Origin of the sequence: Rhodanobacter sp. FW102-FHT14D06, from assembly GCF_043950705.1 — a bacterium.
Taxonomy (GTDB): Bacteria; Pseudomonadota; Gammaproteobacteria; order Xanthomonadales; family Rhodanobacteraceae; genus Rhodanobacter.
Genome location: NZ_CP170722.1, coordinates 2,015,359 through 2,038,178 on the forward strand (window position 1 = coordinate 2,015,359; position 22,820 = coordinate 2,038,178).

A 22,820-nucleotide genomic window follows, 5' to 3' on the forward strand; every position below is an offset into this window, starting at 1 on the left:
TGAAGCTCTACAGCCCCGTCGCCAAGCGGTAAGGCACCTGACTCTGACTCAGGCATTCGGTGGTTCGAATCCATCCGGGGCTGCCAAATCCGATCGAAAGCCCGCCTTCCGGCGGGCTTTTTCGTTGGCGCGGCCGGTTGTGGCAGCGATACGCAAATTCGCAGAAAATTACGTGATCTGGCGCGGCCTTACCCTTTTTTTCTGCATTGCAGCAGCGTAAAATTCCCGCTTTCCACGCTGTGAAACCTCGATGACGCCAGCCACTGACGATCCTGTCGGGCACGCCGACGTGCGCACGGTCGGCAGCACCGACGCGCTGCCGATCGCCCCCGCCCTGGGGCTGTCGCTGGATGCGGCGCGGATGCCGCGCAAGTCCACCCTGGTCAACCACCGCATCCTGCTGATCAGCGTGCTGGCGGTGATCCTGGGCGTGGCCTCGGCCTACGTGGCGCAGCTGCTGATGCTGCTGATCAACCTCATCACCGACCTGTGCTACTACGGCCGCATCTCCGACGTGATCGGGCCGAACGCGAGGCCAGGTTCGTTCGTGTTGTCGCCGGCCGGCACTGCCATCGGCGCCTGGGTGATCCTGATGCCGGCCATCGGCGGCCTGACTGCCGGCATCATGGCGCGCTGGGGCTCGCGCGCGATCCAGGGTCACGGCATCCCCGAGGCAATGGAGCAGATCCTCACCAACGAATCGAACATCCCCGCGCGGATGACCTGGCTCAAGCCGGTGTCCTCCGCCTTCGCCATCGGCACCGGCGGCCCGTTCGGTGCCGAGGGCCCGATCATCTCCACCGGCGGCGCGCTGGGTTCGCTGATCGGGCAGTTGCTGCGCGTCACCGCCAACGAGCGCAAGGTGCTGCTGGCAGCCGGCGCGGCGGCGGGCATGGCGGCGGTGTTCGGTGCGCCGGTGGCCTCGCTGGTGCTGGCCGTGGAGCTGCTGCTGTTCGAATTGCGCCCGCGTTCGCTGATCCCGGTGGCGCTGGCCACGGTGACCGCGGTGGGCGTGCGCTACGCCAGCTACGGCGCGGCGCCGGTGTTCCCGATGCCCGACGTGCCCGAGCCCGGCAGCCTGGCGCTGGCGGGTTTCGTGCTGATCGGCGGGCTGGTCGGCTACGCCTCGATCTGGGTGACCCGCGCGGTGTACGGCGTCGAGGACCTGTTCGAGAAACTGCCGATCCATTGGATGTGGTGGCCCGTCATCGGAGCACTGGTCGCCGGTTTCGTGGGCTGGATCGACCCGCGCACGCTGGGTGTGGGCTACGACAACATCGACGCGCTGGTGCAGGGGCATTTCGGCCTTGCCGTGCTGCTCAGCTTCGGCGCGCTGAAATTCATCTCCTGGGTGATCTCGCTGGGCAGCGGCACCTCCGGCGGCACGCTGGCGCCGCTGTTCATGATCGGCGGTTCGCTCGGCGCGGCGCTGGCCATCGGCTTCAACTACGCGCTGCCGGCATTCCACATCGACCTGCGCATCGCGGCGCTGGTGGGCATGGCGGCGATCTTCGCCGGCTCCTCGCGCGCACTGCTCACCGCCGTGGTGTTCGCCTTCGAGACCACGCGCCAGCCGGCGGCGCTGTTGCCGCTGCTGGGCGGCTGCACGGCGGCCTACCTGATCTCGGCGTTGATCATGCGCAACACCATCATGACCGAGAAGATCGCCCGCCGCGGCGTGCGCGTGCCCTCGGAATACGCCGCCGACTACCTGGAGCAGGTCAGCGTGGGCACGGCCTGTTCGCGCGACGTGGCCACGCTCAAGACCACCCAGGCGCTGGCCGAGGTACGTCGCTGGCTGAACGACGAGGCGCCGCACTCGCACCACCAGGGTTTCCCCGTGGTGGACGAGCGCGGCCGCGTGCAGGGCGTGCTGACCCGACGCAGCCTGCTCGATCCGCAGTGGCATTACACGCTGACCCTGGGTGAGCTGATCACGCGGCCGCCGGTCGCGGTGAACGAGAACCACTCGCTGCGCGAAGCGGCCGACCACATGGTGGCCGAGAGCGTAGGCCGCGTGGTGGTGGTGAGCAAGGACGACCCGCACAAGCTGGTCGGCATCCTCACCCGCGGCGACATCCTGGCCGCGCACGGCAAGCGGCTGCGCGAGGCGCGCTACGCCGGACGCCACATCAAGCTCGGCAAATCGAACAAGCCAAGCCCCGCCGCGTAGGGCAGGCACGGTCCGCCGCCCTCCCGCGAGCACCGACGACAGCGGCGCGCCGTGGGTGCCGCTCCGACTTACATCTCGCGATCGCCGACCAGCACCACGTCGGCCGGCCGGCGCGCGAACAGGCCGACGGTGACGATGCCCGGGAGCTGGTTCAGCTGCTCCTCCAGTCCTACCGGGTCGGTGATCTGCCAGCCGTGCACGTCGATGATCCAGTTGCCGTTGTCGGTGACCACGCCATCGCGCCATACCGGATTGCCGCCCAGCTTGACGATCTCGCGGCCGATCAGGCTGCGCGCCATCGGGATCACCTCGATCGGCACCGGGAACTTGCCGAGCAGCTCGACCCGCTTGCTGGAATCGATGATGCAGACGAACTTGTCGCTGGCCGCGGCGACGATCTTCTCGCGCGTGAGCGCCGCGCCGCCGCCCTTGATCAGCCGCTTGTGCCCGTCGCACTCGTCGGCGCCGTCGATGTAGATCGACAGCGGGCCGGTCGCGTTGAGGTCGAGCACCGGGATGCCGAGCTTCTTCAAGTGCGCGGTGGATTGCTCCGAGCTGGACACCGCACCCTGGATGCGATCCTTCAGGTCGGCCAGTGCGTCGATGAAGAACGCCACGGTGGAACCGGTGCCCACGCCGACGATGGCGCCATCCTCGACATAGCGGATCGCGGCTTCGCCGGCCTGGCGTTTTTCGTTGGCGTTGCTCATGGGGGTGCGGTCCCGAAGAAAACCGCATTATGGCGGTCAGCAGTCCGCGCGGCGAGCACGGCTCTTGCGGCTCCCGATTCAGAGGGCGGGCAATGCCACCCTGCGAGCGGAGCCCGGTGGATGCGGGTCATCACTCGAGAGCGAGGATGTACTCCCAGTGCGCCGCCTCCACCGGCATCACCGACAGCCGGTTGCCCTTGCGCAGCAGGGCCATGCCCTCCAGCGCGGGATCGCCCTTGAGCTCGTCCAGGCTGATCGTGCGCTTGAGCTTCTTCACGAACTTCACGTCGACCAGCATCCAGCGCGGGTTGTCGCGCGAGCTGCCGGCGTCGAAGTACTTGCTCTTGGGATCGAACTGGCTGGGATCGGGGTAGGCGTCAGTGGCCACTTCGGCGATGCCGACAATACCGGGTACGGCGCAGTTGGAGTGGTAGAAGAACACCTTGTCGCCGGGACGCATGCCGTCGCGCATGAAGTTGCGCGCCTGGTAGTTGCGCACGCCGTCCCAGGGTTCGCGCTTCTTGCGTTTCAGGTCATCGATCGAGAAGGCGTCCGGTTCGGACTTCATCAGCCAGTGGTTCATGCGGCGTGCTCCGGCGAGTCAGGATGGTCGGGACCGGTGCGGTTGCAGTCGATCAGTTCGCGTTCGGTGGCGACGAAATCCAGCGGCACGTCCCAGTCCTGCTCATCGATCTCGGGCAGTTCCTGGAACGCATAGGCGATGCCGACCAGCAGTGGTTCGGTGGGGCGCACCTGTTCATTGAGGAAGGCGAAGCCGCGGTCGTAGTAGCCGCCGCCGTGGCCGAGCCGGTTGCCGCGGCGGTCGAAGCCGAGCAACGGGACCAGCACCAGGTCTAGCTGGAACGGTTCGAACAGTTCGCCCGGCTGCGCCGGTTCGGGAATGCCGTAGCGGTTGGCCTCCACCGCGTCGCCGGGCTTCCAGGCGGCAAAGCGCAGCTGCCGGCCCGGGCCGGTCACCGGCAACAGAAACTGCTGCCCGCGCGTGGCCAGCGGCGGGATCACCAGGTTCAGCGGCAGCTCGCCGTGGCTGGCCCAGTAGCCGGCGACCCGCTGGTCGGTGAAGTACTCCGGAAGTTGTTCCAGGCTGCGGCGCAGACCCTGCGCGGCCGCGATGCGTTCGGTGGGGGGCAGTGCGCGGCGCCGCTCGGCCAGGCGCTGGCGAAGCTCGCGGCGTTGGGCGGGGGCGTCCACGTGTCGCTCGGCTCCGTCATGGGTGCGCCCTGTTCGTCATCCGGCAATCCGGATGACGAACAGGGCGGGAATCAAGTGGCGTAAACCGCAATGCCGCTGCCCACCAAACGACCTTGATCCACGATGGATCAGGTGGGAGGGCAACATGGCCTCGAGGCTTTCCGCACGCGGCGGACATGCACAACAGCCGATGTAGAGCCGACCCGGGGCCGTATTTAGGAACAAGGCAAATGTAAGAGTGTGCTGGCGAACACCGCAGAAAACGCCGAGGTCAATTCTAGGCGCTTGCCCGGAAATGTCCACCGTTCGCCACGGCGCGGCGCGCGCCGTTCAGGACTTGGCCGGGTCGCCTTCGAGCGCCGCGCTGAGCTTGCTGCGCAGGCTGGCCAGCCCGTCGCTGAGGCGCTGGTTCTGCCCCTCGTGCTGCTTGCGCAGGATGATGAACTCGTGCGCGACGCTGATCGCCGCGAGTACGGCAAGGCGCTCGAAGCCCGGTGCCTTGGCGTGGGCGCGCAATTCGCGCATCTTGCGGTCGAGGTATCCGGCCGCTTCCAGCAGGCCTTCGCGTTCTTCCGGCGCGCAGGCGATCAGGAATTCGCGATCGATGAGTCGCAGCGCGACCGGTTCAGTGCTGGACATGGGTTCGGTCAACCGTTGCTCTCAAGCGATTTCAGCCGCTGGATCATCGCCTCGACCCGGCTGCGTGCCTGCTCGTTGCGTGCCAGCAGGCCGGCGCGTTCGCCGGAAAGCTGCTCCTGGCTCTGGCGCAGGCTGCGGTTCTCCTCGCTGAGCCGGCGCACGGTATCGAGCAGGCGATCCATCTGCTGGCCCAGGGCGGCCAACTCTTGCTGGACAGGGTCAACATGGTCTGGCGTGCTCATGCGCGAAACTATAGCAGGACGCCGGCGGATTTCCGCCTCGTGGCGCACGCTGCCGGCAGCGTGCGGCGGCTGCATTAAACTTGGCTCACTGACCGCAGGACAAGCGCCGTGACCGATACCGACGAGATGGACCACGAGAAGCTGCAGGCACTGGTCGTGCGGCTGCGCCTGGGCACCAGCGCCAGCGAATTGCATGGCTCGCTGACCGGCTACCTGGCCGGTGGCGGGGCGGTGGGCGGCGATGCGCTGCTCGGCGTGCTGGAACTGGATGGCGAGGCAACCGAACCCACCGCCGCGGACCGCGCCGAACTCGATGCACTGGCACGGCAGAGCCAGGCGGCGCTGGTCGATGCCGAGCTGGGCTTCGAGCCGCTGCTGCCGGCGGACGACCGCCCGCTGCACGAACGCGCCGACGCCGTGGTGGAATGGTGCCGCGGCTTTCTCGGCGGCTTCGGCCTGGCCGGCGCCGCCGTCCAGGCGTCGCTGTCGGGCGAGGCGCAGGAGGTACTGCGCGACCTGGGCACGATCGCCGGCTCCTCGTTCGATTTCGGCAACGAGAGCGAGGACGAGGACGCGCTGATCGAGGTGCACGAATTCGTGCGCATGGCGGCGATGCTGCTGTTCGCCGAGTGCGGCGCGCGCGATGGCGTTGGCGGGAACACCGTGCATTGAATGCTCCCACGGCCAGCCTGGCGGGGCTTGCGATCGCCGCCGAGGAGTTCGCGCGTCGCCGCCGCCAGCTGATGCAGATGGCCGGCCCCGACGCGGTGCTGCTGGTGGCCGCCGCGCCCGAGCGCATGCGCAACGCCGATGCGGCGTGGCCGTATCGGCAGAACTCCGACTTCCACTATCTGGCCGGCTTCCCCGAGCCCGATGCCGTGCTGGCGCTGCTGCCCGGACGCGCGCATGGCGAGGCGGTGCTGTTCTGTCGCGAGCGCGACATCGAGCACGAGCGCTGGCACGGCCCCAGCATCGGCACCGAGCAGGCGGTGGCGGCCTGGGGCATGGACGATGCGTTCCCGATCGACGATATCGACGACATCCTGCCCGGCATGATCGAGGGCCGCGCGCGGGTGTACTGCCACTTCGGCCACGAGCCCGCGTTCGACGCGCAATTGCTGGGCTGGATGCGCCGCCTGCGCCAGTTGCGCGGCGGCGGCGTGGTGCCCAAGGAGTTCGTCGCGCTGGGCCACTTGCTGCACGATCTGCGCCTGTTCAAGTCGCGCGCCGAACTCAAGCTGATGCGCGCTTCTGCAGCGATCGCGGTGGAGGCGCAACTGGCCGCGCTGCGGCTGGCGCGGCCGGGTCGTCACGAGTACGAGGTCGAAGCCGAACTGCTGGGCACGATCCGCCGCCACGGCGCGGTGCCCGCGTTTGCGCCCACCGTGGCCGGCGGCGCGAATGCCTGCGTGATGCACTACCAGGGCAATCGCGCACCGCTGCGCGAGGGCGAGCTGCTGTTGATCGACGCGGGCGCGGAACTCGATTGCTACGCCTCGGACATCAGCCGCACGTTTCCGCCCAACGGTCGCTACAGCCGCGAGCAGCGCGCGCTGTACGAGGTGGTGCTGGCCGCGCAGCTGGCGGCGATCGAGCAGGTGCGGCCCGGCCTGCCGTTCAACGCCGCGCACGGTGCGGCGGTGCGCGTGCTGAGCGAAGGCCTGTGCGCGCTCGGCCTGCTCGACGGCGATGCGGACGCGGCGGTCGCCAGCGGCAGCTACCGGCGGTTCTTCGCCGCCAAGACCGGCCACTGGCTGGGCCTTGACGTGCACGACGTGGGCGACTACCGCATCGACGGCGAATCGCGCCTGCTCGAACCGGGCATGGTGCTGACGGTGGAACCGGGGCTGTACGTGGCGCCGGACGATCGCTCGGTGGCCGAGCGCTGGCGCGGCATCGGCATCCGCATCGAGGACGACGTGGCGGTGACCCGCGACGGCCACGAGGTGCTGACGGCGGCGATGCCGAAGGACCCGGTCGAGATCGAGGCGCTGCTCGCGGGGCGCTGATCCCCACGCGGCGAAACGCCACGCGGCGTACCGCCGCGCACCACGAGGCGTGCACGTTTGCCGGCTTATAGTCGGGCGATCCAAGCCGCAGGCGATGACGATGACGGCCGAGTTCCTGTCGCGGATCCAGTTCGGTTTCGTGATGTCGTTCCACATCCTGTTTCCCGCGTTCACCATCGGCCTGGCCAGCTGGCTGGTGTTCCTGGAGGCGCTGTGGCTGCGCCGGCGCAGCGAGATGTTGCGCGACCTGTACTTCTTCTGGCTCAAGGTGTTCGCCGGCTCGTTCGGGCTGGGCGTGGTTTCCGGCATCGTGATGAGCTTCCAGTTCGGCACCAACTGGGCCGGCCTCTCCACCGTGGCCGGCAACGTGCTCGGGCCGCTGCTCAACTACGAGGTGATGACGGCGTTCTTCCTGGAGGCCACCTTCCTCGGCGTGATGCTGTTCGGCTGGAATCGCGTGGGCCACGGCACGCATTTCTTCGCCACCTGCATGGTCGCGCTGGGCACGCTGATCTCCAGCTTCTGGATACTGGCGGCGAACAGCTGGATGCAAACGCCGCAGGGCTATGCGGTCGTCGACGGGGTGATCCATGCCACCGACTGGTGGGCGGCGATCTTCAACCCGTCGTTCCCGACCCGGCTGGTGCACATGGTGCTGGCGTGCTTCCTGAGCACGGCGCTGGTGATCGGTGGCGTGGCGGCGTGGTATCTGCTGCGCGGCATCTGGCAGGACAAGGCGCGGCTGATGCTGCGCTGCGCGCTGGCGCTGGTGGCGTTGGTGATCCCGTTGCAGATCTTCGTGGGCGATCTCTCCGGCCTGGTGGTGCGCGAGTACCAGCCGGCCAAGCTGGCGGCGATCGAGGCACGCTGGACCACCGGGAAAAGCGTGCCGCTGACCCTGTTCGCGTGGCCGGACGAGAAGGCCGAGCGCAACGATTACGCGCTCGACGTGCCGCACCTGGGCAGCCTGATCCTCACCCACAGCTGGAGCGGCGAAGTGCAGGGGCTGAAGGATTTTCCCGTGCACGACCGCCCGCCGGTCGCCGCGCCGTTCTTCAGCTTCCGCATCATGGTCGGCCTCGGCGTGCTGATGTTGCTGCTGGCACTGACGGGCGTGCTGCTGTGGTGGCGCCGGCGCCTGTTCGAGCACCGCTGGTACCTGCGCTGCTGGATCGCGATGATGCCGGCCGGTTTCATTGCCCTGCTCACCGGCTGGTACACCGCCGAGATCGGCCGCCAGCCGTGGGTGGTCTACGGCGTGATGCGCACCGTCGACGCCGCCAGTCCGGTGGCAGCCTCCAGCGTGCTCACCTCGCTGGTCGTGTATTTCGTGACCTACATGATCCTGTTCGGCTTCGGCAGCTGGTACCTGTTCAAGGTGCTGCGCCACGGTCCGGAGGCGGCACCGCCGCGATTCGGCGCCGAGGCCACCGCGGCGCGGCCGCTGGCCGTGGTCGACGATGGCGGGGAGGACTGAGCATGGAACTTTCCACGACGCTGCCGGTGGTGTGGTTCCTGATCATCGGCTTCGCGATCATGATGTACGTGCTGCTGGACGGTTTCGTGCTCGGTATCGGCATCCTCACCCCGTTCGCCGATGACGAGGCGCAGCAGGAGCTGATGATGAACACCGCCGCGCCGATCTGGGACGGCAACGAGACCTGGCTGGTGATGGGCGGCGCCGGGCTGATGGCGGCGTTCCCGCGCGCCTATGCGGTGATCCTGTCCAGCCTGTACCTGCCGGTGCTGGCGATGCTGATCGCGCTGATCTTCCGCGGCGTGGCGTTCGAGTTCCGCTTTCGGGCGCATACCTCGCGACGCATCTGGGGCGTGGGGTTCCACCTGGGCTCGGTGGTTGCGGCGTTTGCGCAAGGCCTGATGCTGGGCGCCATCGTCGAAGGCATGCCGGCCGAAGGCGGCAAGTACCTGCACGGCGCGTTCGCCTGGTTCAGCCCGTTCGCGGTGATGACGGGCATGGCGCTGGTGTTCGGCTACGGCCTGCTCGGCGCGACCTGGCTGGTGCTCAAGACCGAAGGCCGGCTGCAGCGCATCGCGCGCGACCTGACCCGCCCGCTGATGCTGGCGGTGATCGCGTTCATGGTGATGGTGAGCGCGTGGCTGCCGTTCCTCGATTCGCGGTTGATGGATCGCTGGTTCGCCTGGCCGAACTTGCTGTATCTGTCGCCGCTGCCGATCCTCACCGTGGCAGTCGCCGCCTGGTTGTGGCGCGCGGTGCTGGCCAATCGCGAGGTGGCGCCGTTCGTGCTTGCGCTGAGCTTCTTCGCGCTGGGCTTCCTCGGCCTGGTGGCCGGCATGTGGCCGAACATCGTGCCGCCCGACATGAGCATCTGGGACGCCGCCTCGCCACCCTCCAGCCAGGGTTTCGTGCTGGTCGGCGCGGCCGTCATGATCCCGGTGGTGTTGTTCTATACCGCGTACTCGTACCGCGTGTTCCGCGGCAAGGTGCGCGCCGGGGAGGGGTATCACTGACTCGCGGGTGAGGTCACGCGGCGGCGAACGCGTTGCGGGTGAGATTCTCCGGCTCGCCCTCGGTGCACACCACGTCGTCCTCGATGCGGATGCCGCCGTACTGCTTGAACGCCTCGACCTTGTGCCAGTCGATGTCCTTCGCCAGCGGCTTGTCGCGCAACTCGGCCAGCAGCATCTCGATGAAGTACAGGCCGGGCTCGATCGTCACCACCATGCCGGGCTCCAGCGTGCGGGTCATGCGCAGGTACGGGTGGCCGTCCGGCCGCGGTACGGTGTCGCCGCGGTCGTTCCTGGCGAAGCCGCCCACGTCGTGCACCTGCAGGCCGATCGAATGGCCCAGGCCGTGCGGGAAGAAGGCGCGGGTGACGCCGCTTTCGAGTGCTGATTCGGCCTCCATGCGGATGAAGCCGTGGTCCTTCAGCAGCGCGGCCAGTTGCCGGTGCGCATGCAGATGCAACTCGGCGTAGGGGCGACCGCTGCGCACCATCGCGGCCTGGCTTTGCTGGTTCGCGTCCATCGCGTCGATCAGCGCCTGGAATTCGCCTGCGTCGGCGGCGGCGTGGGTGCGCGTGATGTCGCTGGCGTAGCCCGAGGCGCTGGCACCGGCGTCGATCAGCAGCGAACGCGGGCGTGCCGGCGGTTGCCGGGTGAAATCCATGTAGTGCAGCACGGCGCCATGCTCGTTCAGCGCCACGATGCTTGAGTAGGGCAGTTCGGCGTCGATCTGGCCAGCCGCCGCCAGGTAGGCCTGATGGATGCCCAGCTCGCTGGCGCCGGCACGGAATGCCTGTTCGGCCGCGCGATGCGCGCGCGTGCCGATGCGGCTGGCCGCGCGCATCAGTTCCAGCTCGTACGGCGTCTTGTACGCGCGGTGGTAGTGCAGGTAATCCAGCACCGCGGGAGGGTTGTTGAACGCGATGCCGGCGACGGCGGCGTTCGCTTCGCCGATGCTGGCGCAGCGACCTTGCGGCAGCTCGGCCACCGCTTCCTCGGCGGTGCGCACCACGACGATCTCGAAGCCGTCCACCCAGTAGCCGGCGGGCGCATCCGGCACCACGTGCCAGTAGTCGCGCGGCTGCAGGAAGATCAGCTTGGGCTTGCGGCCCGGGGTGTACGCGATCCAGCTGCCCGGCGCGTCGGTCAACGGCAACCAGTGCTTGAATGGCGGGCTGACGGCGTACGGGTAGTGATTGTCGTCGAGGAACTTGACGCCGGGCATGCCGGCGGCGATCAGCAGGTGGTCGAAGCCGCCGCGGGCGAGCGCCTGCTCGGCATGGTGCTGCACCGTGGCCAGGTGCGCGGGATAAAGCGTGGCGAGTCGATCATGCATGGAGAACTCCCGGCAGGCGCACGGGAAAGGCCCGGCGAATCAGCAAAGACGAATCGCCATGATGACGCCCGCAGGTCGGCAGTTCCAGTGGAGGTGATGCGGCCAGTCGCGCCTACGCCTGCGCCAGCCAGCTTTCCAGGCGCGCTGCGTCGATGTCGGTGATGGCGATGATCCGGTAGCCGGCCCAGATCTGGCCGGAGCTGGCGGCGTGCTCGTGCCATTGCTCCTGGATACCCACCTCGATCGGCTGCGACTGCACCAGCGCGCGGCCGGTGGCGGGCAGGTCGATGCGTACCTGGTACAGCGCCTCGCTGCGCGGTGCCTGCGAGGTGATCAGCAGCAGGCCGGTGCTGGACAGGTTGCCCAGGTGGCCGATCGGCTCGCCGCGGATCACGTCGGTGACGATGGCGTTGCCGGGCGCCCGCTTGCGCGGCGCACGACGCTGGTTGGCGGGGCTGTTGGGCGGATTCATCGGTGGCGGAACTCCGCGGGTTTGCCGCTGCGCCCGCTTGCGGCGGCCTGGCGCAGGCTGCCGGTGAGGCCGCGCCACGCGCGGTCGAGCAGGCTTTCCGGCTCGGCCGGCACTTCGCAGACGCGGCCGCGGGCAACTTCGTGGGCGAGCTGGGCCATGGTCATCTCCTCGCCGCGCTGGCCGCGCCGGCTGACCAGCAGGCAGCGTCCCGACATCGGCGAATACCAGGCCAGCTTGCGTCGCGCGATCTGCCCGCTGGCGGGGTCGATGAACTCGAACCAGCTGCCGAACGGCAACTTGCGCAGATGCTGCTCGATGCGCGCCTCGCGCGGATCGACCGCCGGTGGTCGGGTCGATGTCGCCGTTGTCGTTGCGGGCCGAGGCGGCGTCGGCTTGACGATCGGGCTGGCGATCGCGGCTTCGTGGCTGGCCTGCTGTTCACCCAGGCGCTGGTGCTGCTTCAGTCGCAGCGCGAGATCGGTGGCGCTGGGCAGCTCGCTGGCCGGATCGGGCGTACCGACGCCGAGCAGGCGTTGCGCCACCTGCACCGATTCCTCCGCGTGCATGCCGATCTGCTGCAGGCCGCTTTCCACTTCCTGCTGCAGCTGCCGCGGGTCGGGCACCGGCAGGCGGCCGAGCAACTGGTCGGTGATCGCCAGCTGCGCCTTGAACGCGGGGCTGTCCTCGCCATGACGCAGCAGGGTCAGCGCGAGCACGTCGGACCAGGCGCGGTCCAGCAGGGCGCGCAGCAGTCCGCGCGGCGGCGATTGCGCGAAGCGGTCCGCCATCAGTTCGCCGGCGCGATGGCGCGCCTGGTCCAGCCGTTCGCGGCCCTGCGCCGCTTCGACGTGGCGCCGTTCGGCGGCCTGCGCCTTGCGCGTCAGCAGCGCCAGATGGTGTTCGATATCCGCCAGCAGCGTGGTGTAGAGACCGGCGCTGGGCGGCTCCTGGTTGGCGCGGCTGACCAGTTGCTCCAGCTTGCTGGCCAGCGGACGGTTGCTCTCGTCGTCGCTGCCGTCGAGCCAGTCGTTGGCGGCGGCGGCGACGGTGTCGAGCAGCTTGCGCGCGGGATGGTCGCGCTGCTCGAAGAAGTCGTGGTCGGCCACCGCCACGCGCAGCACCGGCAGCTGCAGGTTGCCGAGCAGGCCGCGGGCGTTGCTGCCCTGCTGCAGTTGCTGGCCCAGTTGCTCGAACAGTTCGGCGACCAGCTCCACCGTGTCGCCCTGTTCGCTGGTGAGCTGGGTGCGCGGCGCGCCGGCAGGCTTGCCGAGGTTGAGCTGGGTCAGCAGCTCCTCGCGCAGGCGCGCGGCACTGCGCAGTTCGCGGCTGGCGTGGTCGGTGACCTTGGCCAAGTGTTGTTGCAGCGCACCCAGCGCCGATTGCAGTTCTTCCTCGCTGGCGGCCGGCCCGGCGGCTTCGCCGCTGCCCGTGCCCTGGCCGGCGCGCCGCTGCGACAGCAGGTCGCGCAGCGATTCCAGCACGTGGATGGAATCTTCCGGGGCGCCGCCGGTCGCCGGCTTGGCGGCAGCTTCTGCCGGCGCGGCGGGGGTTTCGCTGGCGGCGCCGATCTCGCCCGTACCCTGCCGCGGGCGCTTGTTGACGTGGCGCGGTGCCGGCACGCTGCGCAGCTGCGGCAGGATGCCGTCGGACTGCCAGCGCAGGTTGATGGTGCCGTAGAGCTCGCTCAGCGCAGGGAGCACGCACTGGTCGAAGTGCTGCAGCAACAACAACTGGTGCTTGAGTGGCAGCTCCAGCGCGGCGCTGGCCTGGTGGAATGCCTTGGCCAGCGCATGCGGGCCAAGTGGCAGCGATGCGCCTTCCAGCGGCGGCGCGCCGATCAGCACCGCCAGGCGATGGCCCAGTTCGTACAGCGCGCGACCATGGCGTGCGTCGCCGCGGGCGCCGAGCTGGTCCAGCGCCATCGTCATCTCCTGCACGCCGGGGTCGAGCAGTTCCAGCGTCTGCCACGGACTGGCGGTGGCCGCGGTTTCCGCATCGGCGGGCCGGTGCGCATGGCGGTCAAGCTCATTGAGCGCCTTGCCCAGTTCTTCCATGAACGCCTGCACCAGCGCGTTCTGCCCCTGCAGCACGCGTTGGCGGCTGGCGAAGCACTCGTGCTGCTCGTCGGATCGGTGCGCGTGGTCGGCCAGTGCGAAGAGCTGCTTCTCGAATTCGCCGATGCAGCGGCGCACGGGTTCGTGGAGACCTTCCACGCACAGGGTGTAGGCGGTCTCGATCAATTGCTGGGCACGCGCCGGCCACCGCCCCTGGTTGAACTGGGCCGTGCCGCGCGATGCCGACATGCGTCGCCGGTCTTGTCCGACGTCCATGCAAAACCTGTGATTTCCCCGGGTTGGCCAAGTCTATGCTGCTTGCCGGGGCTATGCCATCGCCGCGAACGCGTCAGTCGAGGAAGCTTGCGATCACGTCGTTCAGGAAGCGCTGGCCCAGCGCGGTGGTCTGCAGGCGTTGCGCGTCGCCGTGCAGCCAGCCGCGGTCGCGGGCGGCGGCCAGCGCCGCGGCGATCGTCTCCGGCGCCAGCCCTGTGCGCGCGGGGAAATCGGCCATCGGCACGCCGTCGATCAGGCGCAGCGCGTTGAGCATGTACTCGAACGGCTGCTCGGCGGGGGCGACCACGTGGTCGCCCCCGATCCGGCCCGCGCCGCCGGGTTCGCCCATGTACGCGCGCGGGCCGCGCGTTTTCCAGCGCCGGTGGATCTGGTTGCTGCCGGCGTCGCTGAGCTTGCCGTGGGCCCCGGCGCCGATGCCGAGGTAGTCGCCGAACCGCCAGTAGTTGAGATTGTGTGCACAGCGCCGGCCGGGCTGCGCGTAGGCGGAGATTTCGTACTGGCCGTAGCCGGCTTCGGCCAGGCGCGTCTCGCAGGCTTCCTGCATTGCCCAGGCGTGGTCGTCGTCGGGCAGCGGTGGCGGGTTGGCGGCGAACACCGTATTCGGCTCCAGCGTGAGCTGGTAGTGCGAGATGTGCGTGGGCCCCAGCGCGATGGCGCGCTCGACGTCGGCCAGTGCGCCGTCCAGTTCCTGCTTCGGCAGCGCGTACATCAGGTCGAGGTTGATGTTGGCGTAGCCGGCGTCCTGCGCGGATTTCACCGCGGCTTCCGCCTCGCTGGCCGAGTGGATGCGGCCGAGCCGCTTCAGCTTGTCGTCGTCGAAGCTCTGCACGCCGAACGAGATGCGGTTCACGCCGGCGGCGAGATAGCCGTCGAAACGGCCATGCTCGACCGTGCCGGGATTGGTTTCCAGGGTGACCTCGGCGTCCTCGGCCAGCGGCAGGCGCTCGCGCACGCCCTCGAGCAGGCGCGCGATCAGCTCCGGCGCGAACAGGCTGGGCGTGCCGCCACCGAAGAACACGCTGATGACCGCGCGGCCCTCCAGCGCCGCGGCGAAGTCGGCGCGGTCGGCGTCGAGATCGGCCAGCAGGTGGTCGATGTAATCGGCGTACGGCGGCGGCTCGCTGCGCAGGCCGTGCGAGTTGAAGTCGCAGTACGGGCACTTCTTCACGCACCACGGCATGTGCACGTACAGCGACAGCGGCGGCGCGACGAGGCTCATGGGCGAAGTTCGCGCAGGCGGTCGTGCAGTTTCGCCAGCGCCTGGCCGCGGTGGCTGAGGCGGTTCTTCAGCGCCGGCTCGAGTTCGGCGGCGCCGAGGGTCTGCCCGTGTGGCAGGAACAGCGGGTCGTAGCCGAAACCTTGCGTGCCGCGCGGCGCGTCGAGCACGCGACCGTGCCAGCGGCCTTCTGCGATCAGCGGCGAAGGGTCGTCGGCGTGCTGCAGCAGCGCCAGGACGCAGATGAAGAACGCGCCGCGTCGTTCCGTCGGCACGCCGTCCAGTTCGCGCAGCAGCTTCGCGTTGTTGGCGGCGTTGTCGCCGTGGTTGCCGGCATAGCGCGCCGAGTACAGGCCGGGCGCGCCGCGCAAATGGTCCACGCACAGACCGGAGTCGTCGGCCAGCGCGGGCAAGCCGCTGGCGCGGGCGGCGTGGCGTGCCTTGAGCACGGCGTTCTCCACGAAGGTGAGGCCGGTTTCCTCGATGTCGTCCACGCCGAGGCTGGCCTGCGGCACCACCTCGAAGCCGGCGTTGGCGAGCAGGGCATGGAACTCGGCGAGCTTGCCGCGGTTGCTGCTGGCGAGGACGATGCGCCGCATGTCAGAGTGCGAGCGCCGCGCGCTGCGCGGCGACCAGTTCGCCGATGCCTTTTTCGGCCAGCGCCAGCATCTGGTCCATCTCGTCGCGGCGGAAGGCGTGGCCTTCGGCGGTGCCCTGCACTTCGATGAAGCCGCCGCCGTCGTTCATCACCACGTTCATGTCGGTGTCGCAGTCCGAATCCTCGGCGTAGTCGAGGTCGAGCACCGGCACGCCCTGGTAGATGCCGACCGAGACCGCGGCGACCGCGCCCACGATCGGGTTGCGCTTGAGGTTCTCGCGCTTCATCAGCAGGTTCACCGCATCGACCAGGGCCACATAGGCCCCGGTGATCGCCGCCGTGCGGGTGCCGCCGTCGGCCTGCAGCACGTCGCAGTCCAGCGTGATCACCCGCTCGCCCAGCGCCTGGCGGTTGACGCAGGCGCGCAGGCTGCGGCCGATCAGCCGCTGGATTTCCATGGTGCGGCCGCCCTGGCCGCCGCGGGCGGCCTCGCGCTGGGTGCGGGTGTTGGTGGCGCGCGGCAACATGCCGTATTCGGCGGTGATCCAGCCCTCGCCTTTGCCGCGCAGCCAGGCCGGCGCGCGATCCTCGATGCTGGCGGTGCACAGCACGCGGGTGTCGCCGAAGCTGACCAGCACCGAGCCTTCGGCGTGGCGGGTGTAATGACGTTCGAGGCTGACGGTGCGCAGCTGGTCGCTGGCGCGGCCACTGGGGCGGCTGGGATTCATGAAGGGTGGCCGGATTGGGCAAGGGGGACCGGAGAGTTTACCATTGCGTCCTTTCCCCGATGTCCGGAAGGCGCCGATGATCCGCAGCATGACGGCCTACGCCAGTGCCGAAACCACCGGCCCCGCGGGCACGCTCAGCTGCGAGCTGCGCACGGTCAACCATCGCTACCTGGAGCTGAGCCCGCGCTTGCCGGACGACCTGCGCGCGTTCGAATCGCAGTTGCGCGAGCGGGTGGCGGCGAAGCTGTCGCGCGGCAAGCTGGACCTCACCGTGCGTCGCGCGGGCGAGGGGCGCGGCGAGGCGTTGCAGGTGAACGGCGCACTGCTCGCGCGGCTGTCCGAGCTGAACCTGGACATGGCCGCGCTGTTCCCCGGCCTGCAGGTGCAGTTCACCGAGCTGCTGCGCTTTCCGGGCGTGATGCAGCAGGCCGAGGTCGATCCCGAAGCGCAGCAAACCGCGCTGTTCGACGTGCTCGACCGCGCGCTGGATGCGCTGGCGGCCACCCGCGAACGCGAGGGCGAGAAGCTGGGCGCGATCCTGCACGAGCGGCTCGACGCGATCGAGCGCGTGGTCGCCGAGGTGCGCGGCTGGATGCCGGAGATCCGCACCGCGCTGCGCACCCGGCTGGAAACCCGGCTGGCCGACCTCAAGCAGCCGGTCGAGCCGGGCCGGCTGGAACAGGAGCTGGTGCTGCAGATCACCCGCAGCGACGTGGACGAGGAGCTGGACCGGCTCGCCACCCACATCGCCGAGACGCGCCGCGTGCTGGGCCTGGCCGAACCGGTCGGCCGCCGGCTGGATTTCCTGATGCAGGAGTTCAACCGTGAGGCCAACACGCTCGGCTCCAAGTCGGTCGACGCGCGCAGCACCAACGCGGCGGTCGAGCTCAAGGTGCTGATCGAGCAGATGCGCGAACAAGTGCAGAACATCGAATGACTGAAGCAGGCACCCTGTTCGTGGTCGCCGCGCCATCGGGCGCCGGCAAGTCCACCCTGGTCAACGCGCTGCTGGAGCGCGAGCCGGGGATCGCGTTGTCGATCTCGCACACCACGCGGCCGCCGCGGCCGGGCGAGACGTACGGGCGGCATTACTACTTCGTCGAGCGTGCCGCGTTCGAGCGGCAGATCGCCGAAGGCATCTTCCTGGAGCATGCCGAGGTGCACGGCAACCTCTACGGCACCTCGCGCACCATCGTGCAGGAGCTGCTGGCGCAGGGTCGCGACGTGCTGCTGGAGATCGACTGGCAGGGAGCCCAGCAGATTCGCGCGAGCAAGCCCGATTGCGTCAGCGTGTTCATCCTGCCGCCGTCGCGGGCAGAACTTGAACGGCGCCTGCGCGGCCGCGGCTCGGACAGCGCCGAGGTGATCGAGCGCCGGCTGCACAATTCGCGCGGGGAGATCGCGCATGCCCACGAGTTCGATTTCATCCTGGTCAACGATGCCCTGGACCAGGCGTTGGCCGACCTGCAGGCGATCGTGCGCACCGTGCGCCTGCGCAGCACCTTGCAATGGCGGCGGCACGAGGCCTTGATCGCCGAACTGCTGGCCCCGTAGGTGCCCGCTCGCGGGCGATGCTTTTGCTATTGCGAATCCGGAATCCGAATCCCGAACCTCGACAAAGGCATCGCCCGCGAGCGGGCTCCTGCCCGGGCAGGGCGGGTTTGCGTGGCGTTGCCGGCGTGGTTCCATTACCTTGTTCTTTTCCGTGGTTGCCGCCTTCATGACTCCATCCGTCCGCCCGCCATCCGATGACGCCACCCTGGTGCGCATCCGCGGCTTGACCACGGTGCTCAACGGCAAGACCATCTTCGACACGCTGGATCTCGACATCCCGCGCGGCAAGATCACCTCGATCATGGGCCCCAGCGGCACCGGCAAGACCACCCTGCTCAAGCACATCACCGGGCAGATGCGCGCCGAAGCCGGCAGTGTCCACGTCGATGGCCACAATGTCGCCGAGCTGTCGCGCGAGGAGCTGTACAAGCTGCGCGAGGGCGTGGGCTACCTGTTCCAGAACTCCGCACTGCTGACCGATTTCGACGTGTTCGAGAACGTGGCGTTCCCGCTGCGCCAGCACACGAAACTGCCGGAGGTGCTGATCCGCAACCTGGTGCTGATGAAGCTGCAGGCGGTGGGTTTGCGCGGCGCGGCGCGGCTGATGCCGAACGAGCTGTCCGGCGGCATGGCGCGGCGAGTGGCGCTGGCGCGGGCGATCGTGTTCGACCCGCAGCTGATCCTGTACGACGAGCCGTTCGTGGGGCTGGACCCGGTGGCGCTGAACCAGGTGCTGAAGCTGATCCAGACGCTGAACCAGACCCTCGGCATCACCAGCGTGCTGGTCTCGCACGAACTGCCCGCGGTGCAGCGCATCGCCCACCATGTGGCCCTGCTGTCCAACGGCAAGGTGGTGGCACAGGGCAACCCGGCGACGATCGCCGACGACGGCTCGCCGTGGACGCGGCAGTTCTTCGGCGGCGAGGCGGACGGCCCGATCCCGTTCCGCTACCCGGCTGGCGACTACGCCGCCGCGCTGGGCTTTGCCGAGGCAACGAAATGAACGCGCACGCCCCGCAACCCCGCAACGTGTTGACCCAGTCGCTGGCGCAGATCGGCGGCTGCGGCCTGTTTCTGCTGACCCTGCTGGCGGCGATCCCGCGCAGCTTCCGCTACCTGCGCGAAACCGTCCGTCAGCTGTGGTTTGTCGGTGCCATGAGCCTGACCATCATCATGGTCTGCGGCCTGTTCGTCGGCATGGTGCTGATGCTGCAGCTGTACCACGTGCTGTCGATCTTCGGCGGCACCTCGGCCAGCGGCATGGTGGTGGCGCTGTCGGTGTACCGCGAGCTGGGGCCGGTGGTCACCGCGCTGCTGTTCGCCGGGCGCGCCGGCACCGCGATCACCGCCGAGATCGGCCTGATGCGCGCCACCGACCAGATTTCCGCGATGGAGATGATGGCGGTCGACCCGATCGCCTACGTCGCCACGCCGCGCTTCCTGGCCGGCCTGATCGCGATGCCGCTGCTGTGCTGCGTGTTCTGCGCGATGGCCATCTTCGGCGGCCACCTGGTCGGCGTGACCTGGCTCGGCATCGACAACGGCACGTTCTGGTCGAACATGACCGCCCAGGTCGACGTGCACACCGACATCGTCAACGGCGTGCTGCTGAAGAGCCTGGCGTTCGGCGCGGTGGTATCGCTGATCGCGGTGTTCCAGGGCTTCACCACGCCGCCGACCAGCGAGGGCGTGGCGTACGCCACCACCCGTACCGTGGTCGCCTCGTCGATCGCCATCCTGGCGCTCGACTTCGTCCTCACCGCCTTCCTGATGTGACTGCCATGACCCATCGTTTTCCGAGGATTCTGCCGTGAGCCAACCGAGAAGTTCCTATGCCGTCGGCACCGGCCTGTTCATCGTGCTGGGCTTCGCCGCGCTGGCCTACCTGGCGACGCAGACCAGCTCGGTGGCCAACAACGTGCGCCAGGGCGACAGCTACGACGTCACCGCGCAGTTCACCAACATCGGCCAGCTGAAGGAGCGCGCGCCGGTGAAGATCGCCGGCGTGCGCGTGGGCCAGGTGCAGGCGATCACGCTGGCGCCGGGGCGCGACGCGGCCGAGGTGAAGCTGTCCATCGACAAGCGCTACGACCACATCCCGCAGGATTCGGTGGCGACGATCTTCACCAGCGGCCTGCTCGGCGACCAGTACGTGGGCATCGACTACGGCAGCGCGAAACAGATGGTGGCCGCCGGCGGCACGCTGGCGCGGACCAAGTCGTCGCAGCCGCTGGAGGAGATGCTGGGCAAGTTCTTCGGCGCCGGCGGCGTGGTCGACAACATCGGCGGCAGCTACACGGTCAAGGCCGATTTCACCAACGTGGGCACCTTGTCGGCGGGCGCGCCGGTGAAGATGGCCGGCGTGGTGATCGGCAGCGTGCAATCGGTGCGCGCCGACCCGACCAAGCTCAACGCCGAGGTCATCCTGGCGATCGACAAGCGCTACGACCAGATTCCCGACGATTCGGCCGCCGCGGTGTTCACCAGCGGTTTGATCGGCAGCCAGTATGTTGCGATCCAGCCGGGCGGCTCGCCCGACGTGCTCAAGAACGGCGACGAGATGATCCTGACCCAGTCCGCGATGCAGCTGGAGGATCTGATCGGCAAGTTCCTGGTCAACGGTTCGCCCGGCGACAAGAAGGACGCCGGCAGCGGCAAGCAGTAGAACCCCATCGAATCCCCGTCGGCGGCGCCTGCCGCCGGCCATGCCCCAAGGAGTAACCCCATGCTGCGCAGACTGGCCCTTGCCACCGCCCTTGCGTTCGCCACTGTTGTGGTCGGTGCCCCGGCGTTCGCCCAGGATGCGGCCACGGCCGCCGCGCCGGCGGCCGTCCAGCAGACCCCGGTGCAGATCGTGCAGGGCATCGCCGACCAGCTGGCCACCGCGATCGAGGGTCACCGCGACGAGCTCAAGCGGGACAAGGAAAAACTGATCGCCATCATCGACGACGTGTTCCTGCCGCACTTCGACATCGACTACGCCTCGATCCTCGTGCTCGGCCGGCATGCACGCGAGGCCACCCCGGCACAGCGCGACCGCTTCGCCAAGGCGTTCTACAACTCGATCACCCATCGCTACGCCGAGGGTCTGCTCAACTACACCCGCGGCAAGGTCAAGGTGCTGCCGTTCAACGGCGACCTCAACGACAAGCGCACCGTGGTGCGCACCCAGGTGGTGCTGGACGACGGCAAGCTGGTGTCGATCGACTACGCGTTCCGCAAGAGCCGCAGCGGCGACTGGAAGGCGTACGACGTGATCATCGAAGGTATCTCCTACGTCACCAATTACCGCAACCAGGTGGACGCGGAGATCCGCAAGGTCGGCATCGAGCAGCTGATCACCAACCTGGAAACCCAGGGCGAGAAGGCACTCGACACGCTCGACAAGGACAGCAAGGACAGCCAGTGAATGCGCCCACGGGTTTCCGCCTGGACATCGTGGCGCCGACTGTCCTGGCGGTGAACGGCGTGCTTGATTTCGGCACCGCCGCGGCTGCGCTCGCAGCCATGCGCGCGGCGCTGGATGGCGAGGTGGCGCAACTGGACCTGGCGGGCGTCAGTCATTGCGACAGCGCCGGCCTGGCCTGCGTGCTGGCTGCCGCCGCGGAAGCGAACCGGCGAGGTCGTCCGTTGCGGGTGGTCGGGATGCCGGCCAGCATGCAGGCGCTGGCCCAGGTCTGCGAGGTCGATACGCTGCTGGCGTGAGTCGTGCCCGCAGGGCTCAGTGCTGGTCGTCCTGCTTGGGGTGACCCTTTTCCCAATCGTGCTGCTGTTCCAGCAGCTCGTCCGGGTCGAAGCCGGGCGTATCCAGTCCCTGCATCCGTTCGATCAGCGCCGCCGGCGGGTTGCCGTCGTAAAGCTTGTACAGGCGCTGTTGCCGGTAGGCGTCGCGGATGAACACGTACGGGTCGTAGGCCGATTGCAGGAAACTCTCCGCGTCGATCGCGCGCGAGCGCAGCGTGATCAGATACATCGCCTGCGGCGCGTACTGCAGGCCGTTGTAGTGGTGGTTGGCGGCGTACAGGCTCAGCGGATCGAAGAAATAGCTGTCCACTGGCATCCGCCACATGTCGCGTGCGGTGCTGGGGCCGAACAGCGGCAGCATCAGGAAATCGCCTTCCGGCGCACCCCAGCGTGCCAGCGTGATGCCGAAGTCGTTGTCCTCGATCGGCAGTCCCAGTTGGCTGGCCGGGTCGAAGAAACCGCCGATGCCCAGGGTGAGGTTGACCAGGAAACGGGCAGTGCTCTGCAGGGCCTGCTTGGGCCGCGCCTGCAGCAGGTCGTTGGCGACCGTGACCGGGGTGCGGATATTGGTGAAAAAGTCGCTGAACGAACGCCGCACCGGCGGGTTGGTGACCTTGCGGTAGACCAGCGCCACCGGCCGTATGGCCACTTTGTCCACTGCAGTATTGAACTGGTACGCCTCGCGGTTGTACTTCTCCAGCGGGTCGTCGGTGCGCGGCTTGGCAATGGCGCAGCCCGCCAGCAAGGCGATCGCGAGCACCGCCAACCAGCGGCTCATGGAATGGGGGCGAGGCAATGAGGGCATCGTGCGGTGGGGATTCGCGTCGGGGACAGTATAAGTGTACTGTCTGGTTTTATATCTTGCACGGCTTTCGGGCCGCTTTCGTGAATGCAGCCGTATTCGCGGCCAGCCCACCATGATACGCGTCGCCCGCATTGCCAGCAAAGCACCTGCTGGCTACACTGGTCGACCGTATAAGTCACTATTCTCCGAAGGATTTCACATGGCACGCATTACCGTGGAGGACTGCCTCGAGGTGGTCGACAACCGATTCGAGCTGGTCCTGATGGCCACCAAGCGCGCACGACAGCTCGAGAAGGGTGCCGAACCGGCGGTCAACCCCGACCACGACAAGCCCACGGTGCTGGCGCTGCGCGAGATCGCGGCCCGTCGCATCGACCAGGCCACGATCGACCAGATCGACAAGGCCGAGCGCGAGCGCGCCGAGCGCGAAGCGCTGGAGTGGGCCGCCGCGGAAGTCGACGACGACCTTTCCAAGGGCGGCGACGACTGATGGGCGATGACTGCCGGCGCTGCCGCAATCATGCCTTGCAGGGCATGAGCGAGCGCG

Annotated in this window: 25 protein-coding genes, 1 tRNA gene and 1 other RNA gene; 14 read left to right on the forward strand and 13 right to left on the reverse strand. The window is 68.5% G+C overall.

The genetic code is table 11. The features are described 5' to 3' along the window. Positions 1-11: 11 nt before the first annotated feature. Both ACFCQI_RS09090 and ACFCQI_RS09095 read left to right on the forward strand, forming a co-directional pair. Positions 12-86, forward strand: a tRNA-Gln gene (locus ACFCQI_RS09090). 164 nt (positions 87-250) lie between these two features. Then, entirely contained in the window at positions 251-2,173 is a 1,923-nt protein-coding gene (locus ACFCQI_RS09095) for a chloride channel protein (protein ID WP_395121135.1), read from the forward strand. A gap of 68 nt (positions 2,174-2,241) precedes the next feature. Here the strand turns inward: ACFCQI_RS09095 and rpiA are convergent, their stop codons facing one another. The 6 genes from rpiA to ACFCQI_RS09125 form a co-directional block, all read right to left on the reverse strand. Then, complete coding sequence (gene rpiA / locus ACFCQI_RS09100; protein WP_395121137.1) at positions 2,242-2,883, reverse strand: ribose-5-phosphate isomerase RpiA; 642 nt, start codon at positions 2,881-2,883, stop codon at positions 2,242-2,244. Between the two features lie 130 nt (positions 2,884-3,013). Beyond that, positions 3,014-3,466, reverse strand: a complete 453-nt coding sequence (locus ACFCQI_RS09105; RefSeq protein WP_395121139.1) for an EVE domain-containing protein — start codon at positions 3,464-3,466, stop codon at positions 3,014-3,016. Beyond that, positions 3,463-4,095: a 5-formyltetrahydrofolate cyclo-ligase gene (locus ACFCQI_RS09110; protein ID WP_395121140.1), complete on the reverse strand. Its 633-nt coding sequence runs from the start codon at positions 4,093-4,095 to the stop codon at positions 3,463-3,465. The genes ACFCQI_RS09105 and ACFCQI_RS09110 overlap by 4 nt, the downstream gene beginning before the upstream one ends. 78 nt (positions 4,096-4,173) lie before the next feature. Further along, positions 4,174-4,360, reverse strand: a non-coding RNA gene (ssrS, locus tag ACFCQI_RS09115) — 6S RNA. Positions 4,361-4,425: 65 nt separating this feature from the next. Beyond that, positions 4,426-4,734 (reverse strand): cell division protein ZapA, encoded by a 309-nt coding sequence (locus ACFCQI_RS09120; RefSeq protein WP_395121142.1) that lies wholly within the window; start codon positions 4,732-4,734, stop codon positions 4,426-4,428. 8 nt (positions 4,735-4,742) lie between these two features. After that, positions 4,743-4,976, reverse strand: a complete 234-nt coding sequence (locus ACFCQI_RS09125) for a TIGR02449 family protein (RefSeq protein ID WP_136258838.1) — start codon at positions 4,974-4,976, stop codon at positions 4,743-4,745. A gap of 108 nt (positions 4,977-5,084) precedes the next feature. On the opposite strand from ACFCQI_RS09125, the gene ACFCQI_RS09130 reads away from it, so the two are divergent. The 4 genes from ACFCQI_RS09130 (at position 5,085) to cydB (ending at position 9,475) form a co-directional block, all read left to right on the forward strand. Then, on the forward strand, positions 5,085-5,648 hold the full coding sequence (locus tag ACFCQI_RS09130) for a UPF0149 family protein (RefSeq protein ID WP_395121144.1): 564 nt from the start codon (positions 5,085-5,087) through the stop codon (positions 5,646-5,648). Continuing rightward, on the forward strand, positions 5,645-6,985 hold the full coding sequence (locus ACFCQI_RS09135; RefSeq protein ID WP_395121146.1) for an aminopeptidase P N-terminal domain-containing protein: 1,341 nt from the start codon (positions 5,645-5,647) through the stop codon (positions 6,983-6,985). The genes ACFCQI_RS09130 and ACFCQI_RS09135 overlap by 4 nt, the downstream gene beginning before the upstream one ends. A gap of 100 nt (positions 6,986-7,085) precedes the next feature. After that, the gene (locus ACFCQI_RS09140; RefSeq protein ID WP_395121148.1) at positions 7,086-8,462 is read left to right on the forward strand and encodes a cytochrome ubiquinol oxidase subunit I; all 1,377 of its coding nucleotides are present in this window, start codon (positions 7,086-7,088) and stop codon (positions 8,460-8,462) included. Positions 8,463-8,464: 2 nt separating this feature from the next. Continuing rightward, entirely contained in the window at positions 8,465-9,475 is a 1,011-nt protein-coding gene (gene cydB / locus ACFCQI_RS09145; RefSeq protein WP_395121149.1) for a cytochrome d ubiquinol oxidase subunit II, read from the forward strand. Between the two features lie 13 nt (positions 9,476-9,488). Here the strand turns inward: cydB and pepQ are convergent, their stop codons facing one another. From pepQ to rph, 6 genes are all read right to left on the reverse strand, one after another. Further along, positions 9,489-10,805 (reverse strand): Xaa-Pro dipeptidase, encoded by a 1,317-nt coding sequence (gene pepQ / locus ACFCQI_RS09150; RefSeq protein ID WP_395121151.1) that lies wholly within the window; start codon positions 10,803-10,805, stop codon positions 9,489-9,491. A gap of 112 nt (positions 10,806-10,917) precedes the next feature. Then, positions 10,918-11,277 carry a PilZ domain-containing protein gene (locus ACFCQI_RS09155; RefSeq protein WP_395121153.1) on the reverse strand — a complete coding sequence of 120 codons (360 nt, stop codon included), beginning with the start codon at positions 11,275-11,277 and terminating at the stop codon, positions 10,918-10,920. Continuing rightward, complete coding sequence (locus ACFCQI_RS09160; RefSeq protein ID WP_395121155.1) at positions 11,274-13,607, reverse strand: DUF1631 family protein; 2,334 nt, start codon at positions 13,605-13,607, stop codon at positions 11,274-11,276. The genes ACFCQI_RS09155 and ACFCQI_RS09160 overlap by 4 nt, the downstream gene beginning before the upstream one ends. 73 nt (positions 13,608-13,680) lie before the next feature. Continuing rightward, positions 13,681-14,847 carry a radical SAM family heme chaperone HemW gene (gene hemW, locus ACFCQI_RS09165; protein ID WP_395121156.1) on the reverse strand — a complete coding sequence of 389 codons (1,167 nt, stop codon included), beginning with the start codon at positions 14,845-14,847 and terminating at the stop codon, positions 13,681-13,683. Then, complete coding sequence (rdgB, locus tag ACFCQI_RS09170) at positions 14,844-15,443, reverse strand: RdgB/HAM1 family non-canonical purine NTP pyrophosphatase (RefSeq protein WP_395121158.1); 600 nt, start codon at positions 15,441-15,443, stop codon at positions 14,844-14,846. The genes hemW and rdgB overlap by 4 nt, the downstream gene beginning before the upstream one ends. Position 15,444: 1 nt before the next feature. Then, the gene (rph, locus tag ACFCQI_RS09175; protein WP_395121160.1) at positions 15,445-16,170 is read right to left on the reverse strand and encodes a ribonuclease PH; all 726 of its coding nucleotides are present in this window, start codon (positions 16,168-16,170) and stop codon (positions 15,445-15,447) included. 76 nt (positions 16,171-16,246) lie between these two features. Between rph and ACFCQI_RS09180 the strand changes: the two genes are divergently transcribed. The 7 genes from ACFCQI_RS09180 to ACFCQI_RS09210 all read left to right on the forward strand — a co-directional run bounded on the left by ACFCQI_RS09180 (position 16,247) and on the right by ACFCQI_RS09210 (position 21,429). Beyond that, entirely contained in the window at positions 16,247-17,107 is an 861-nt protein-coding gene (locus tag ACFCQI_RS09180) for a YicC/YloC family endoribonuclease (protein WP_395121161.1), read from the forward strand. Then, positions 17,104-17,724: a guanylate kinase gene (gene gmk / locus ACFCQI_RS09185; protein WP_395121163.1), complete on the forward strand. Its 621-nt coding sequence runs from the start codon at positions 17,104-17,106 to the stop codon at positions 17,722-17,724. The genes ACFCQI_RS09180 and gmk overlap by 4 nt, the downstream gene beginning before the upstream one ends. 166 nt (positions 17,725-17,890) lie before the next feature. Next, entirely contained in the window at positions 17,891-18,727 is an 837-nt protein-coding gene (locus ACFCQI_RS09190; protein ID WP_395121165.1) for an ABC transporter ATP-binding protein, read from the forward strand. Continuing rightward, on the forward strand, positions 18,724-19,500 hold the full coding sequence (gene mlaE / locus ACFCQI_RS09195) for a lipid asymmetry maintenance ABC transporter permease subunit MlaE (protein WP_395121167.1): 777 nt from the start codon (positions 18,724-18,726) through the stop codon (positions 19,498-19,500). Before ACFCQI_RS09190 ends, mlaE begins: the two co-directional genes overlap by 4 nt. 34 nt (positions 19,501-19,534) lie before the next feature. Continuing rightward, positions 19,535-20,389: an outer membrane lipid asymmetry maintenance protein MlaD gene (mlaD, locus tag ACFCQI_RS09200; protein ID WP_395121169.1), complete on the forward strand. Its 855-nt coding sequence runs from the start codon at positions 19,535-19,537 to the stop codon at positions 20,387-20,389. 60 nt (positions 20,390-20,449) lie between these two features. Further along, positions 20,450-21,133 carry a phospholipid-binding protein MlaC gene (locus ACFCQI_RS09205; protein ID WP_395121170.1) on the forward strand — a complete coding sequence of 228 codons (684 nt, stop codon included), beginning with the start codon at positions 20,450-20,452 and terminating at the stop codon, positions 21,131-21,133. Then, entirely contained in the window at positions 21,130-21,429 is a 300-nt protein-coding gene (locus tag ACFCQI_RS09210) for a lipid asymmetry maintenance protein MlaB (protein WP_395121172.1), read from the forward strand. The genes ACFCQI_RS09205 and ACFCQI_RS09210 overlap by 4 nt, the downstream gene beginning before the upstream one ends. 16 nt (positions 21,430-21,445) lie before the next feature. Here ACFCQI_RS09210 and ACFCQI_RS09215 read toward each other — a convergent pair whose 3' ends face one another. After that, positions 21,446-22,246 (reverse strand): VacJ family lipoprotein, encoded by an 801-nt coding sequence (locus ACFCQI_RS09215; protein ID WP_395121174.1) that lies wholly within the window; start codon positions 22,244-22,246, stop codon positions 21,446-21,448. A 226-nt stretch (positions 22,247-22,472) separates the two neighbouring features. Here ACFCQI_RS09215 and rpoZ point away from each other — a divergent pair, with 226 nt between their 5' ends. Then, positions 22,473-22,763: a DNA-directed RNA polymerase subunit omega gene (gene rpoZ / locus ACFCQI_RS09220; protein ID WP_007509529.1), complete on the forward strand. Its 291-nt coding sequence runs from the start codon at positions 22,473-22,475 to the stop codon at positions 22,761-22,763. Positions 22,764-22,820: the final 57 nt, after the last annotated feature.

Coding starts and splice junctions, on each gene's coding strand:
- gmk (WP_395121163.1), top strand. CDS start 17,104: ATGACTGAAGCAGGCACCCTGTTCGTGGTCGCCGCGCCATCGGGCGCC.
- ACFCQI_RS09095 (WP_395121135.1), top strand. CDS start 251: ATGACGCCAGCCACTGACGATCCTGTCGGGCACGCCGACGTGCGCACG.
- rph (WP_395121160.1), bottom strand. CDS start 16,170: ATGAATCCCAGCCGCCCCAGTGGCCGCGCCAGCGACCAGCTGCGCACC.
- ACFCQI_RS09140 (WP_395121148.1), top strand. CDS start 7,086: ATGACGGCCGAGTTCCTGTCGCGGATCCAGTTCGGTTTCGTGATGTCG.
- ACFCQI_RS09105 (WP_395121139.1), bottom strand. CDS start 3,466: ATGAACCACTGGCTGATGAAGTCCGAACCGGACGCCTTCTCGATCGAT.
- ACFCQI_RS09125 (WP_136258838.1), bottom strand. CDS start 4,976: ATGAGCACGCCAGACCATGTTGACCCTGTCCAGCAAGAGTTGGCCGCC.
- pepQ (WP_395121151.1), bottom strand. CDS start 10,805: ATGCATGATCGACTCGCCACGCTTTATCCCGCGCACCTGGCCACGGTG.
- rdgB (WP_395121158.1), bottom strand. CDS start 15,443: ATGCGGCGCATCGTCCTCGCCAGCAGCAACCGCGGCAAGCTCGCCGAG.
- ACFCQI_RS09120 (WP_395121142.1), bottom strand. CDS start 4,734: ATGTCCAGCACTGAACCGGTCGCGCTGCGACTCATCGATCGCGAATTC.
- ACFCQI_RS09190 (WP_395121165.1), top strand. CDS start 17,891: ATGACTCCATCCGTCCGCCCGCCATCCGATGACGCCACCCTGGTGCGC.
- rpoZ (WP_007509529.1), top strand. CDS start 22,473: ATGGCACGCATTACCGTGGAGGACTGCCTCGAGGTGGTCGACAACCGA.
- hemW (WP_395121156.1), bottom strand. CDS start 14,847: ATGAGCCTCGTCGCGCCGCCGCTGTCGCTGTACGTGCACATGCCGTGG.
- ACFCQI_RS09180 (WP_395121161.1), top strand. CDS start 16,247: ATGATCCGCAGCATGACGGCCTACGCCAGTGCCGAAACCACCGGCCCC.
- mlaE (WP_395121167.1), top strand. CDS start 18,724: ATGAACGCGCACGCCCCGCAACCCCGCAACGTGTTGACCCAGTCGCTG.
- ACFCQI_RS09155 (WP_395121153.1), bottom strand. CDS start 11,277: ATGAATCCGCCCAACAGCCCCGCCAACCAGCGTCGTGCGCCGCGCAAG.
- ACFCQI_RS09215 (WP_395121174.1), bottom strand. CDS start 22,246: ATGAGCCGCTGGTTGGCGGTGCTCGCGATCGCCTTGCTGGCGGGCTGC.
- cydB (WP_395121149.1), top strand. CDS start 8,465: ATGGAACTTTCCACGACGCTGCCGGTGGTGTGGTTCCTGATCATCGGC.
- rpiA (WP_395121137.1), bottom strand. CDS start 2,883: ATGAGCAACGCCAACGAAAAACGCCAGGCCGGCGAAGCCGCGATCCGC.
- ACFCQI_RS09205 (WP_395121170.1), top strand. CDS start 20,450: ATGCTGCGCAGACTGGCCCTTGCCACCGCCCTTGCGTTCGCCACTGTT.
- ACFCQI_RS09160 (WP_395121155.1), bottom strand. CDS start 13,607: ATGGACGTCGGACAAGACCGGCGACGCATGTCGGCATCGCGCGGCACG.